Origin of the sequence: Mycolicibacterium gadium, from assembly GCF_010728925.1 — a bacterium.
GTDB lineage: Bacteria > Actinomycetota > Actinomycetes > Mycobacteriales > Mycobacteriaceae > Mycobacterium > Mycobacterium gadium.
In genome coordinates this window covers 2546199-2559276 of the sequence record NZ_AP022608.1, presented here as the reverse complement: position 1 = coordinate 2559276, position 13078 = coordinate 2546199, and the positions used below count along the sequence as shown (strand labels likewise).

Sequence of the window (13078 nt, the reverse complement as noted above, 5' to 3'; positions counted from 1 at the left end):
GGCTTGCGCCGTTTGCGCACGATAACCTCTCGCTGTGAACGTTCCCCGTCGCTGCTGCCGGCCCGGGTGCCCCCACTATGCGGTCGCGACGCTGACATTCGTCTACTCCGACTCGACGGCAGTCGTCGGCCCGCTGGCCACGGTGTCCGAGCCCCACTCGTGGGATCTCTGCGTCCTGCACGCCGGCCGGATCACCGCGCCACGTGGATGGGAGCTCGTTCGCCACGCGGGTCCACTGCCGTCGCACCCCGACGAGGACGATCTGGTGGCGCTCGCCGACGCGGTGCGCGAAGGACGCGACATGGCGCCGCCGATCAACGGAGTGGCCGCAGGGTTTTCCGATCCGGTGACCGGTGTGTCGGGCGGCGCGCTGATGGCACCGCCGGCCCGCAGGTCCGAGTCCAACGGCCGCCGACGGGGCCACCTGCGGGTGTTGCCCGACCCGCCTGAATAGCAGAGCACTCGGCGAGGGCTAGCGCACATGCCTCTTTCATTCGACGGTTAGGCTGGCGCCAGTAGCCCACGTCACAAGGAGTTGTATGTCCCGGCCTGCCGCGGCTGTCCATCGCGTCATCAAGGCGTATGACGTGCGCGGCCTGGTCGGCGAAGAGATCGACGAGGATTTCGTCCGGGATGTCGGCGGCGCGTTCGCTCGGCTCATGCGCGGTGAGAACGCCACCCAGGTGGCGATCGGCTACGACATGCGAGACAGCTCGCCGTCGCTCGCGGAGGCATTCGCCGACGGTGTGGTCGCGCAGGGCCTCGATGTGGTGCGCGTCGGCCTGGCGTCCACCGATCAGCTGTACTTCGCCTCAGGTCTGCTGGACTGTCCGGGCGCAATGTTCACCGCGAGTCACAACCCGGCCGCCTACAACGGCATCAAGCTGTGCCGCGCAGGCGCCAAGCCCGTCGGCAAGGACACCGGGCTGCTGGCCATCAGCGAGGACGTGATCGCCGGGATACCGGCCTACGACGGGCCGCGTGGCTCGAAATCGGACCGCGATGTTCTCACGGACTACGGCGATTTTCTGCGATCACTGGTCAGCCTGGCCGGATTGCGGCCGCTGAAGGTCGCCGTCGACGCCGGCAACGGAATGGCGGGCCACACGGCTCCGGCTGTGCTGGGTTCGATTGCAGGAATCAGGCTCGCGCCGTTGTTCTTCGAACTCGACGGCACGTTCCCGAACCACGAAGCCAATCCGCTGGACCCGGCGAACCTCGTCGACCTGCAAGCGCACGTGCTGGCCACCGGTGCCGACATCGGGCTGGCGTTCGACGGCGACGCTGACCGCTGCTTCGTGGTCGACGAGCTGGGTAAGCCGGTTTCGCCGTCGGCGGTGACCGCGTTGGTGGCCGCCCGCGAACTCGGTCGAGAGATCGGCGCGACGGTGATTCACAACTTGATCACCTCGCGGGCCGTCCCGGAACTCGTGGCTGAACGGGGCGGCACCCCGTTACGTTCGCGCGTCGGACACTCCTACATCAAGGCACTGATGGCCGAGACCGGGGCGATCTTCGGGGGCGAGCATTCAGCGCACTACTACTTCCGCGACTTCTGGGGCGCCGACTCCGGGATGCTGGCGGCGCTGCACGTCTTGGCCGCGCTCAGTGAGCAGGACCGGCCGCTGTCCGACCTGATGGCCGACTACCAACGCTACGAAGCGTCGGGCGAGGTCAACTTCACGGTCACCGACGCCGAAGCGTGCATCGACCGGGTGCTGTCCTCCTTCGCGGCCCGCGTCCACTCGATCGACCACCTCGACGGGGTGACCGTCGATCTGGGCGACGGATCCTGGTTCAACCTGCGGATGTCCAACACCGAGCCGTTGTTGCGGCTCAACGTCGAGGCGCGGACCACGGAAGAGGTCGACGCGATCGTCGAACAGATCGGGGCCCGGATCTCCGCGCCAACTGAGGCGGCATCCGAGGTGCCGAAGTGAACGCCACCCACTCTCTGGTCGACCTCGACGACGTGGAAGGACTGCTGGCCGCCGACCGCGACGGCTCGCTGCGCGCGGCCGCGATGGCCGGCGCGCAGGTGCGCGCCACCGCCGCGGCGCTCGACGAGGGCGACCTGGATCAGCTGTGGAGCACCGAGCCCCCGCGCACCGTGATCTGGGTGGCCGGTCGCGGAAATGCCGAAGCGGCAGGGTCTCTGCTCGCCGCTGCGCTGGGTGGTTCGGTGGCCGCACCGATCGTCGTCGCCCCTGAGGTGCCGCCGTGGATCGGCGCGCTGGACGTGCTGATCGTGGCCGGCGACGATCCCGGCGATCCCGCTTTGGTGGCGGCCGCAGCCACCGGAGTGCGTCGCGGCGCCCGCGTCGTCGTCGTTGCGCCCTACGAGGGACCGTTGCGCGACGCCACTGCGGGACGATCCGTCGCACTGGCCCCGCGGGTGTGGGTGCCCGATGAATTCAGCTTCTCCCGTTATCTGGCCGCCGGCCTGGCGACACTGCACATGGTCGACCAGGGGCTCCGGGTGGACCTGGCCGCGCTGGCCGACGAGCTGGACGCAGAAGCGTTGCGCAACAGCGCTACTCGGGAGCTGCTCACGAATCCCGCGAAGGCGTTGGCCGAGCGTATGTCGGGCGCCCAGGTCGTCATCGCTGGCGACAACGCGGCGACGCTGGTGTTGGCGCGGCACGTCGCGGCCGTCATGTTGCGGGTCGCTCATCGGGCGGTGGCCGCGGTGGGTCTGGCCGAGGCGATGGTGGCGCTGCGCGGCGGAATGGGGGAGACATCCGGCGCCGACCGCGAGCAGTCGATATTCCATGACGAGCAGATCGACGGTCCGCTGCCGTCACGGGTTCGGACCTTCGTGCTCGCCACCGATGCCGAACGAGCCGTCGTCGCCGCCAGGGTCGCCGGGCTGGACGGCGTCGACGTGATCCACGCCGAAGATGTGCCGGAACCGCTCGAAGCCTCTGACATCGAGCGCGTGCCTGCCGCCCCGACCAGTCCAGGCCGCCTGGAAGAGCAGCTGGCGATGCTGGCTGTCCGGCTGGAGATGACGGCCGTCTACCTGAAGCTGGTTCGAGGTTGAGCAAGTGAACTTGCTACGTGGAGCGGTGCGGACCTATGCCTGGGGGTCACGGACCGCGATCGCTGATTTCACCGGACGGCCAAGCCCGACAATGCATCCGGAGGCCGAGCTGTGGTTCGGGGCTCACCCGGGCGATCCCGCGTGGCTGGATACCGAAGAGGGTGAACGGTCGCTGCTTGACACATTGCGCGATGATCCCGAGGGGCAGCTCGGGCCCGGTGTGCGCGCCAGATTCGGTGACACGCTTCCGTTTCTGCTCAAGGTGCTCGCGGCCGACGAGCCGCTGTCGCTGCAGGCGCATCCGAGTGCGCGGCAGGCGGCGGAGGGCTTCGCCCGCGAGGACCGATTGGAAATTCCCGTCAACGCACCCAATCGCAACTACCGCGACCCCAGTCACAAGCCCGAAATCCTGATCGCTCTAGGCGAATTCGACGCACTTGCCGGATTCCGGCCCCCCGAGCGCACCGTCGAGCTGATGCGTGCGCTCGCGGTGAGCGATCTCGACCCGTATGTGGCCCTGCTGGCGGGTCAGGCCGACGAGTTCGGATTGCGGGCCCTGTTCACCACGTGGATCACCGCACCGCAGCCCGATCTCGACGTGTTGGTGCCCCAGGTGATCGAGGGCGCGATCCACTATGTGCGTTCGGGTAGCAAGACATTCGCCGCCGAGGCAAGGACAGTACTCGAACTCGGCGAGCGTTACCCGGGTGATGCAGGCGTGCTGGCCAGCCTGCTGCTCAACCGCATCACCCTGCAGGCCGGCGAAGCCATCTATCTGCCCGCCGGCAATCTGCACGCATATCTGCACGGCGTTGGCCTCGAGGTGATGGCCAACTCGGACAACGTGTTGCGCGGTGGACTCACCCCGAAGCACGTCGACGTGCCCGAACTGCTGCGCGTGCTCGACTTCACACCTGCCAGCGAGGATTCGATCCGCCCCACCACCACAAGGGACGGAATGGAATTGGTGTACAACACACCGGCTCCGGAGTTCGCGGTGTCTGAGCTGCGCATCGACGGCGAGCATGTCGGTCACGAGATCGACGCGCCGAGCCGTCATGACGGTCCGCAGATCCTGTTGTGCACCGAGGGGTCGACGGTCGTCTACGCCAAGGGCGGCAAGGTCACATTGCAGCGCGGATCCGCCGCGTGGGTGGCGGCCGACGAGGGGCCGATCCGCCTGACCGCCGAGGCTCCGACGAAGCTCTTCAGGGCCACCGTCGGAATCTAGCGGCGTCACGCCGAGCTATCGACGGGCAACCAGCTCCTGATCGGGCCTTGAGCGGGCCCGACGCTTCTCGGCAAGGAGCGCCCGCATGTTGTGCCGAATGGTGCGGCCGACCAGGCGCGCCGACGGCACCATGTACAGGCTGTCGAGCAGGCTGAAGCGGCGCAGAAACCACTCGGCCAGAACGGGATCCGTCTCGGCAGCCCCGAGGAACTGGTCGAATAGTCCGCCCACCGGCTTGTACCAGAACGGCACCTTGTCGGTCGTGGTGGCGTCGTGCAGCGCCAGGTCGCCGATCACCGTCATCATCCACACCGGGTACGTCGTCTTGGCCGTGGCTTTCGCGAGTTGCTTCGCGACGTCCGGAACGCCGGACTCGAGGGTCTTGCGCAGGTTGCCCGCCTGGATCGCAGTCATGGTCATGCCCTGCCCGAATGTGGGGTTGAAGCTGACGACGGCGTCGCCGAACGGGAAGATGCCGTCGGGGAAGCTTTGCAGTTTGTCGTAGCGACGCCACCGGCTGGTCGGGTATTTGTGAAACGCCATCTCGCCGAGCGGGGTCCCCCGCCGTAGCGCGGATGAAAAATGTTCGGGCAGGATCTCGTCGACCAGGTCGCACATCTGCGCAAAGTTCTGCGGCGGCTCGGCCTTGGCGATACCGAAGGTGGTCACGTTCCAGACGCCGTCTTCGTAGAACAGCGCGCCGACGCCGACCGGATGCTCATGGGACGCACCCGCCACCACAACCTTTTCGGCGACAAGGCCGTCGGGAACCCGCACGCGTTGGCTCGCGTAAGCGATGCCCACGTCGACGGTTTCCTCGCGGGGTCGCGGATAGCCCCACTTTTCCAGCCACACAGGCAGACGGGTGCCCCGGCCCGTCGCGTCGACGACGAGGTCGGCCGGCACGACCTCGCCCGAGGTGAGCAGTACGCCGGTGACGCGGCGGCGCGCAGCGTCGTACGTGGCCTCGGTGATCGTCGCGTGCACGATGTCGACGTTCTCGATCGCCATGACGCGCCGCCGGATCTGCCACTCCAGCATCGGCCTGCTCGGTACGTATGCGGTGAACTCGTCCTGCAGTCGGTGTGCGGTCCCCAGCACGTGACCTGCGGCGCCGAAGTGGATGCAGTCGGGCCGGTTCTCGAGGATCGGCACGCCGTCGGCGACCATGTCGTCGAGCAGGCCCGGGAAGTGGCTCTCGAATTCCTGAGCTCCTCGCGCCATCAGCAGGTGGACGTGCCTGCCCTGCGGGACGGCCGTCCGGTTGGCCGGGCCGTCGGGCAGTTCGTCGCGCTCGTAGACCGTCACGCGCTCGCTGACGTCGGAGAGCACCCGGGCAGCGCACAGGCCTCCCAGGCTGGCCCCGATGACGGCTACGTGTTTATAACTCCGCCCCATTGGGTGGACAGTACTCGGTACATTCCCGAGACGGACCACGGGAGGAACGCCGATGCCGAGGCGAACGAAGTCGGTTGAGCAGTCGATCGCCGACACCGACGAACCGGAAACTCGCCTGCGAAAAGATCTGAACTGGTGGGACCTCACCGTCTTCGGTGTCTCCGTGGTCATCGGCGCCGGCATCTTCACGATCACGGCGTCGACGACGGGAAACATCACGGGTCCTGCGATTTCGATCTCGTTCGTCTTCGCCGCGATCGCGTGCGGTCTGGCCGCGCTGTGCTACGCCGAGTTCGCCTCGACGGTGCCGGTGGCGGGCAGCGCCTACACGTTCTCCTATGCGACGTTCGGCGAGTTCGTCGCGTGGATCATCGGCTGGGATCTGATCCTCGAGTTCGCCGTGGCGGCCGCCGTTGTGGCCAAGGGCTGGTCCAGTTATCTGGGCACCGTGTTCGGCTTCGGTGGTGGCACGGCGGATCTGGTTGGGTTGCAGGTGGATTGGGGCGCGCTCCTGATCATAACCTTCGTGACGGTGATCTTGGCGTGGGGCACCAAGCTCTCCGCGGAAGTCAGCTTGGCGATCACGGTGATCAAGGTGGCGGTCGTGCTGCTCGTCGTGACCGTCGGCGCGTTCTACATCAAGGCGGAGAACTTCACCCCGTTCGTCCCTCCCGCGCAGGGCGGCGAAGGTGGTTCCGGCACCGATCAGTCGCTGTTCTCCCTGCTGACCGGAGCCGGGGGCAGCACGTACGGCTGGTACGGCGTACTGGCCGGTGCGTCCATCGTGTTCTTCGCGTTCATCGGCTTCGACATCGTCGCCACCACGGCGGAGGAAACCAAGAATCCGCAGCGCGACGTGTCGCGCGGCATCCTTGCCTCGCTGGCGATCGTCACCGTCCTCTACGTCGCGGTGGCCATCGTGATCTCGGGCATGGTGAACTACACCGAGTTGCGCGAGGCGGGTGAAAAAGCGAACCTCGCAACCGCATTCGCCGCCAACGGCATCGACTGGGCGGCGAAGGTCATCTCGATCGGCGCGCTGGCGGGACTCACCACCGTGGTGATCGTGCTGGTGCTTGGACAGACCCGGGTGCTGTTCGCGATGTCGCGCGACGGGCTGTTGCCGCGGTCGCTGGCCAAGACCGGAAAGCACGGCACGCCGGTACGGATCACCCTGATCGTCGGTGCGCTGGTGGCGGTCACGGCAACGGTGTTTCCGATCGACAAGCTGGAGGAGATGGTCAACATCGGCACGCTGTTCGCATTCGTGCTGGTGTCCGCCGGGGTGATCGTCCTGCGTCGCACCCGCCCGGACCTCGAACGCGGCTTCCGTGCGCCGGGCGTGCCGTTGCTGCCGATCGCGGCGATCGTCGCGTGCGTCTGGCTGATGCTCAACCTCACGGCGCTGACCTGGATCCGGTTCCTCATCTGGATGGCGCTGGGCGTCGTCATCTATTTCATCTACGGGCGCAGGCACTCGCTGCTCGCTCATCGGGAGTCGACTGCGAATTCGGCGCGCTGATCAACCGTGGCCCTCTTTGCCACGCTGGTTGTGAGTCGGTTTGGGCCAGTGTGAAGGGGTTGGGTTGTGTCGATCAGTGCGGGGTTCAGCTCTGCCGAGATTCATGAGTTCGTCATTGAGTATCACTTGTTGCCTCATGGTCAGAAGGGATCCTGGCGTGCTGCTCAGGGGGTATCGGTGCGCCAGTTGAGGCGGTGGGAAGCCACGGTGTTCGCCGGTGATCTCGACCGGGGGCTTATTCCGCGAGAAGGTAGTGGTGTGACGGTTCCCCCGGCGAAACGATCGGCGCTGGCGATGGCGCAGACGGCGAAACAGGAGCGCGACGAGGCCGAAGTGGCTCGACTACAGGCGCGGGTACGCGAGCTCGAACACGCCAACGAGGCCCTGGGAAAAGCTATCGGGCTCTTGCATGCGATGAACGCCGAAGAGCCCGATGCAGCCCTGACGATGACCGATCTCGACGATTCCTCGAGCGCGAGAACGGACTCGTCGCCGAGCTGAGCGCCGCGATCAGATCCCAGCGGGCGCTGACGATGATCGGGTTGTCGCGTTCGACGTGGCATTACCGCCGCAAGCCGCGGCCGCGGGTGAGTAACCCGGTGCCGCAGAAAGATCGGGCCTACCCCGCGCGCATCTGCGCGGGTGACCGCGTGGTGATCCAGGACAAGATCATCACCGGCTGGCAGGCGGGCACGTCGGTGGACCATTCGTTTGCCGCCGCTTGGGATGACGGGGTGATGCTGGCCTCACGGCGGTCCTGGTGGCGTATCGCGGCCGCGATCGTCGATCAAAGCGCTCGTCCGATCTGCCCGACCCGCTCGACGAACAAGATTCCGCGGCCGGCACCAGTACTCAAAGCGACCGGCCCGCAACAGATCTGGAGTTGGGACATCACCGACCTGCGCACCCCGTGGCGGGGCGTGGCGTTCAAGGCGTACTCGATAATTGACATCTTCTCTCGCAAGATCGTGGGCTGGCGCGTCGAGCAACGCGAGAGCGACGATCTCGCCACGCAGATGTTCCAGACCGCGATCACCACCCACGGGTCGCCCGCAGTCGTGCACGCCGATTCTGGGCCGGCGATGCGCTCGACGGATCTCAAAGACCTCCTCGCCGATCTCGGCATCGCTCAGACCCACAACCGGCCACGGGTCAGCAATGACAACCCGTTCTCCGAATCGGAATTCCGCACGATGAAATACCGGCCGAACTATCCCGGTATCTTCGATGATCTCGATGCCGCGCGGGCCTGGGTAAACTCCTATGTCTCCTGGTACAACCAGCACCACCGCCACAGCGGGATCGCACTGTTCACCCCCGCCGAGGTCCACGACGGGCAATGGACGCAGCGGTGGCTCCAACGCGACCACGCCCTCCAGGCCTACTACGACACCCACCCCGAACGATTCCGCGCACGCCCGCACACCGAATCACCCAAGGCCACTGTGGGCATCAACCTCCCACCCGAAAACGACCCCGACCGACTCCACGCAGCTTGACAACGCCCGTGGCGGTTCGTTTGCGCGCCCGATTCGCAAGATAGCGAACCGCCGAGGGACTCCGTCCGTCTGATCAATCGTGCTCAACGATTATTTGCGACGCCACGATGGCGTCGTCACTCTTGATCAGGCGCGCGCGGCCGGACTCAGCGCGCGGGTCATCCAGCGCAGGCTGCAGTCGGGCGATTGGGCGGTGTGGGGCTACGGGACCGGTGCCGCAGCCAGAGGCCTGACGGCGGCGTGGTGGCGCCGAGGAGTTCCAGATCGACCGTCGGCGTCAGACCGCCATCGTTCTCAACGGATCGCAAGTACTGCGTTTCACCTGGCTGGACGTCACCGAGTACCCCGATCGGGTAGTAGCCGTCACTCGAGCTGTGATTTCGGCGCGCTGACGCACCGCCACGGTCGCCCACCGCGCCCGATTCACCGAGAGTGCTTTACAAAACATACATCAATGTCTAGACAGACGACAAAATCGGCTCTATAGTCAACTTCAGTCGTGATGGCACTCACATGAGGAGGCACCCAGTGACCATGCAGATGTCCGAGCTCGAGATCGAACAGTGGCGCGACAAGAAGCGCTATCTATGGTTGATGGGGCTGATCGCCCCGACCGCACTGTTCGTGGTGATGCCGCTGGTGTGGGCGTTCAACCAGTGGGGCTGGCATGGCGCGGCGCAGGTCCCGTTCTGGATCGGCCCGATCCTGCTGTACATCCTGTTGCCCGCCCTGGATCTGCGGTTCGGACCCGACGGTCAGAACCCGCCCGACGAGGTGATGGAGCGACTCGAGAACGACAAGTACTACCGCTACTGCACCTACATCTACATCCCGTTTCAGTACGCCAGCGTCATCTTCGGTGCGTACTTGTTCACGGCCTCGAATCTGAGCTGGCTCGGATTCGACGGCGGGCTCGCGTGGCCGGCCAAGATCGGCCTCGCGCTGTCGGTCGGGATGCTCGGCGGGGTCGGCATCAACACCGCGCACGAGATGGGGCACAAGAAGGACGAGCTCGAGCGGTGGCTGGCGAAAGTCACTCTGGCCCAGACGCTTTACGGCCACTTCTACATCGAGCACAACCGGGGTCACCACGTTCGCGTCGCCACTCCCGAAGATCCGGCGTCGGCTCGCTTCGGTGAGACGTTCTGGGAGTTCCTGCCGCGCAGTGTGTGGGGGAGCGCGAAGTCCTCGTGGGAGTTGGAGGCCAAGCGGCTCGAGCGTGCAGGTAAGAGCAAGTGGCACTGGTCCAACGACGTGCTCAATGCCTGGGCGATGTCGGTCGTGTTGTACGGCGTGCTGATCGCGGTGTTCGGTGTGGCCCTCATTCCCTACATCCTCATCTCCGCGGTGTTCGGGTTCACGCTGCTCGAGACGGTGAACTACCTCGAGCACTACGGGCTGCTGCGGCAGAAGACCGAAACCGGTCGGTACGAGCGGTGCGCACCGGTGCACAGCTGGAACTCCGATCACATCGTCACCAACTTGTTCCTCTATCACCTGCAGCGGCACAGCGATCACCACGCCAACCCGACGCGTCGTTATCAGACGCTGCGCAGCATGGAGGGTGCGCCGAACCTGCCCAGCGGCTACGCCTCGATGGTGGGGCTGACGTACTTCCCGCCGCTGTGGCGCAAGGTGATGGATCACCGCGTGCTCGATCACTACGACGGCGACATCACCCGGGTCAACATCCACCCGCGCGTGCGCGACAAGGTGCTGGCCAAGTATGGAGCCGCAGAGGCCGCCGCATGAGCGCCTACCGTTGCCCCGGCTGCGACTACGTCTACGACGAGACGAAAGGTGCACCGCGGGAAGGGTTTCCCGCGGGCACCGCATGGAACGACATCCCCGACGAATGGTGCTGCCCCGACTGCGCAGTACGCGAGAAGGTCGATTTCGAAGAGATGGGAGCAATGAAATGAACGACTACAAACTGTTCATCTGCGTGCAGTGTGGATTCGAGTACGACGAGGCGAAGGGTTGGCCGGAGGACGGCATCGCCCCCGGGACGCGTTGGGACGACATCCCCGACGACTGGAGCTGCCCGGACTGCGGGGCCGCGAAGTCCGACTTCGAGATGGTGGAGGTGGCACGTTCGTGACTGTGGCCAGGCGAGCGAAGCGACGGGAATGACTAGTGTCGCGAGGGTGAGAAGCTCTCGCGACCGCCGGACCGCGCAGCGCATCCCGTACGCCGAAGCGTCGAGGGTGTTGCTGCGCGATTCGATTCTCGACGGCATGCGCGAGGAACTGCTCAGCCGCGACTGGTCGGCGATCACGCTGTCGCACGTCGCCAAGGCCGCGGGTATCAGCCGTCAGACCATCTACAACGAGTTCGGCTCGCGCCAAGGTCTGGCGCAGGCGTATGCGCTGCGCCTGGCCGACCGGCTCGTCGACCAGATCGACGACGCGATCGTCGGCAACGAGGGCGACGTGCACGCGGCCTTCGTCCAGGGCTTTCGGGACTTCTTCACCGAATCGGCCGCCGATCCGCTGGTGATCTCGCTGCTCACCGGCGACTTCAAACCCGATCTGCTCCAGCTGATCACCACCGACAGCGGTCCGATCATCACGCACTGCTCTCAGCGGCTGACTGCGACCTTCGTCGACAGCTGGGTCAGATGCAGCGATGAGGACGCGGGAGTGCTGGCGCGGGCGATCGTCCGCCTCGCCATGAGCTACGTGTCGATGCCGCCCGAAGCAGATCACGATGTCGCATCTGACCTGGCCCGTTTGATGACGCCGTTCGCCGAACGCTACGGTGTTGGGGATACCTCTTAGCTGTCAGAGCGCCTTCGTCGTTTCACATGCACGAGCGCCTGTCCCGCGAGCCCGCAGGCCGAGGGGTTGGCTGGGCACATCTGTGCCCCCAGAGGCAAAGACGAACGAAGAAGGGCTCTAGAAATCCATGACTGAGTTGAAGGTCGACGTCCGCAACGGCATCGATTACAAGGTTGCTGACCTGTCGCTGGCCGAGTTCGGCCGCAAGGAGATTCGGCTGGCCGAGCACGAGATGCCCGGGCTGATGGCGCTTCGCCGGGAGTACCACGATGTGCAGCCGCTCAAGGGCGCGCGCATCTCGGGCTCGCTGCACATGACGGTCCAGACCGCCGTGCTGATCGAGACCCTGGTCGCGCTCGGCGCCGAAGTGCGGTGGGCGTCGTGCAACATCTTCTCCACCCAGGACCACGCGGCGGCGGCCGTCGTCGTCGGACCGAACGGGACTCCCGAGGAGCCCAAGGGCACTCCGGTGTTCGCCTGGAAGGGCGAGACGCTCGAGGAGTACTGGTGGGCCGCAGAACAGATGCTCACCTGGGCGGGTGAGCCCGCCAACATGATCCTCGACGACGGCGGCGACGCGACCATGCTGGTGCTGCGCGGTGCGCAGTATGAGAAGGCCGGCGTCGTACCGCCCGCCGAAGACGACGACTCGGCCGAGTGGAAGGTCTTCCTGAACCTGGTGCGGACGCGGTTCGAGACCGAGAAGGACAAGTGGACGAAGATCGCCGAGGCGGTCAAGGGTGTCACCGAGGAGACGACAACCGGAGTGCTACGCCTGTACCAGTTCGAGGCGGCCGGTGATCTTCCGTTCCCCGCGATCAACGTCAACGACTCGGTCACCAAGAGCAAGTTCGACAACAAGTACGGCACCCGGCATTCGCTGATCGACGGCATCAACCGCGGCACCGACGTACTCATCGGCGGCAAGGCTGCCCTGGTCTGTGGCTACGGCGATGTCGGTAAGGGCTGCGCCGAGGCCCTCAAGGCTCAGGGCGCCCGAGTCGCGGTCACCGAGATCGACCCGATCAACGCGCTGCAGGCGTTGATGGATGGCTTCGAGGTCAAGTCGGTCGAAGAAGCGATCGGCTGGGCGGACATCGTCATCACGGCGACCGGCAATCAGGGCATCATCACCCTCGAGCACATGAAGGCGATGAAGCACCAGGCGATACTGGGCAACATCGGCCACTTCGACGACGAGATCGAGATGGCGCGCCTGGAGCGCTCGGGCGCCACGCGGATCAACATCAAGCCGCAGGTCGACGAGTGGGTCTTCGGCGATTCCGGTAAGTCGATCATCGTGCTGTCCGAGGGTCGTCTGCTGAACCTGGGTAACGCGACCGGTCACCCGTCGTTCGTGATGAGCAACAGCTTCTCCAACCAGGTGATCGCGCAGATCGAGCTGTGGACCAAGAACGACGAGTACGACAACGCGGTGTACCGCTTGGCCAAGCACCTCGATGAGAAGGTGGCGCGCATCCACGTCGAAGCGCTCGGCGGCACGCTGACCAAGCTCACCAAGGAGCAGGCGGAGTACATCGGCGTGGACGTCGAGGGCCCGTACAAGCCGGAGCACTACCGCTACTGATCTCTGTCCGCCGAAGC

General features: G+C 65.7%; 13 protein-coding genes. 12 read left to right on the top strand and 1 reads right to left on the bottom strand.

Going from position 1 to position 13078, the window contains the following annotated elements; genetic code table 11:
- Nucleotides 1-34 precede the first annotated feature (34 nt).
- From G6N36_RS12500 to manA, 4 genes are all read left to right on the top strand, one after another.
- Nucleotides 35-454 carry a DUF3499 domain-containing protein gene (locus G6N36_RS12500; protein WP_083125002.1) on the top strand — a complete coding sequence of 140 codons (420 nt, stop codon included), beginning with the start codon at nt 35-37 and terminating at the stop codon, nt 452-454.
- A gap of 85 nt (nt 455-539) precedes the next feature.
- Nucleotides 540-1940 carry a phosphomannomutase/phosphoglucomutase gene (locus G6N36_RS12495; RefSeq protein WP_163686786.1) on the top strand — a complete coding sequence of 467 codons (1401 nt, stop codon included), beginning with the start codon at nt 540-542 and terminating at the stop codon, nt 1938-1940.
- Nucleotides 1937-3043, top strand: coding sequence for a TobH protein (locus G6N36_RS12490; RefSeq protein ID WP_163686785.1), 1107 nt, complete (start codon nt 1937-1939; stop codon nt 3041-3043). The genes G6N36_RS12495 and G6N36_RS12490 overlap by 4 nt, the downstream gene beginning before the upstream one ends.
- 4 nt (nt 3044-3047) lie before the next feature.
- On the top strand, nt 3048-4274 hold the full coding sequence (gene manA, locus G6N36_RS12485; RefSeq protein ID WP_163686784.1) for a mannose-6-phosphate isomerase, class I: 1227 nt from the start codon (nt 3048-3050) through the stop codon (nt 4272-4274).
- Between the two features lie 15 nt (nt 4275-4289).
- Here the strand turns inward: manA and G6N36_RS12480 are convergent, their stop codons facing one another.
- On the bottom strand, nt 4290-5672 hold the full coding sequence (locus tag G6N36_RS12480; RefSeq protein WP_163686783.1) for an FAD-dependent oxidoreductase: 1383 nt from the start codon (nt 5670-5672) through the stop codon (nt 4290-4292).
- A 52-nt stretch (nt 5673-5724) separates the two neighbouring features.
- On the opposite strand from G6N36_RS12480, the gene G6N36_RS12475 reads away from it, so the two are divergent.
- The 8 genes from G6N36_RS12475 (at nt 5725) to ahcY (ending at nt 13061) form a co-directional block, all read left to right on the top strand.
- The gene (locus tag G6N36_RS12475; protein WP_163686782.1) at nt 5725-7194 is read left to right on the top strand and encodes an amino acid permease; all 1470 of its coding nucleotides are present in this window, start codon (nt 5725-5727) and stop codon (nt 7192-7194) included.
- Nucleotides 7195-7260: 66 nt separating this feature from the next.
- Nucleotides 7261-7695 (top strand): hypothetical protein, encoded by a 435-nt coding sequence (locus tag G6N36_RS12470; protein ID WP_163684331.1) that lies wholly within the window; start codon nt 7261-7263, stop codon nt 7693-7695.
- Between the two features lie 41 nt (nt 7696-7736).
- The gene (locus tag G6N36_RS12465; protein ID WP_163686781.1) at nt 7737-8693 is read left to right on the top strand and encodes a DDE-type integrase/transposase/recombinase; all 957 of its coding nucleotides are present in this window, start codon (nt 7737-7739) and stop codon (nt 8691-8693) included.
- Between the two features lie 534 nt (nt 8694-9227).
- Nucleotides 9228-10445 (top strand): alkane 1-monooxygenase, encoded by a 1218-nt coding sequence (locus tag G6N36_RS12460; protein WP_163690642.1) that lies wholly within the window; start codon nt 9228-9230, stop codon nt 10443-10445.
- Entirely contained in the window at nt 10442-10615 is a 174-nt protein-coding gene (locus G6N36_RS12455; protein WP_163686780.1) for a rubredoxin, read from the top strand. The genes G6N36_RS12460 and G6N36_RS12455 overlap by 4 nt, the downstream gene beginning before the upstream one ends.
- Nucleotides 10612-10794: a rubredoxin gene (locus G6N36_RS12450; RefSeq protein WP_163686779.1), complete on the top strand. Its 183-nt coding sequence runs from the start codon at nt 10612-10614 to the stop codon at nt 10792-10794. Before G6N36_RS12455 ends, G6N36_RS12450 begins: the two co-directional genes overlap by 4 nt.
- Before the next feature lie 28 nt (nt 10795-10822).
- The gene (gene alkX, locus G6N36_RS12445) at nt 10823-11473 is read left to right on the top strand and encodes a TetR family transcriptional regulator AlkX (RefSeq protein ID WP_163686778.1); all 651 of its coding nucleotides are present in this window, start codon (nt 10823-10825) and stop codon (nt 11471-11473) included.
- 127 nt (nt 11474-11600) lie between these two features.
- Nucleotides 11601-13061, top strand: a complete 1461-nt coding sequence (gene ahcY, locus G6N36_RS12440) for an adenosylhomocysteinase (RefSeq protein WP_163686777.1) — start codon at nt 11601-11603, stop codon at nt 13059-13061.
- Nucleotides 13062-13078: the final 17 nt, after the last annotated feature.

Excerpts from the sequence above, each read along its gene's own strand:
- G6N36_RS12455 (WP_163686780.1), top strand. The coding sequence starts at position 10,442 with ATGAGCGCCTACCGTTGCCCCGGCTGCGACTACGTCTACGACGAGACG.
- G6N36_RS12460 (WP_163690642.1), top strand. The coding sequence starts at position 9,228 with ATGCAGATGTCCGAGCTCGAGATCGAACAGTGGCGCGACAAGAAGCGC.
- alkX (WP_163686778.1), top strand. The coding sequence starts at position 10,823 with ATGACTAGTGTCGCGAGGGTGAGAAGCTCTCGCGACCGCCGGACCGCG.
- G6N36_RS12480 (WP_163686783.1), bottom strand. The coding sequence starts at position 5,672 with ATGGGGCGGAGTTATAAACACGTAGCCGTCATCGGGGCCAGCCTGGGA.
- ahcY (WP_163686777.1), top strand. The coding sequence starts at position 11,601 with ATGACTGAGTTGAAGGTCGACGTCCGCAACGGCATCGATTACAAGGTT.
- G6N36_RS12475 (WP_163686782.1), top strand. The coding sequence starts at position 5,725 with ATGCCGAGGCGAACGAAGTCGGTTGAGCAGTCGATCGCCGACACCGAC.
- G6N36_RS12495 (WP_163686786.1), top strand. The coding sequence starts at position 540 with ATGTCCCGGCCTGCCGCGGCTGTCCATCGCGTCATCAAGGCGTATGAC.
- G6N36_RS12450 (WP_163686779.1), top strand. The coding sequence starts at position 10,612 with ATGAACGACTACAAACTGTTCATCTGCGTGCAGTGTGGATTCGAGTAC.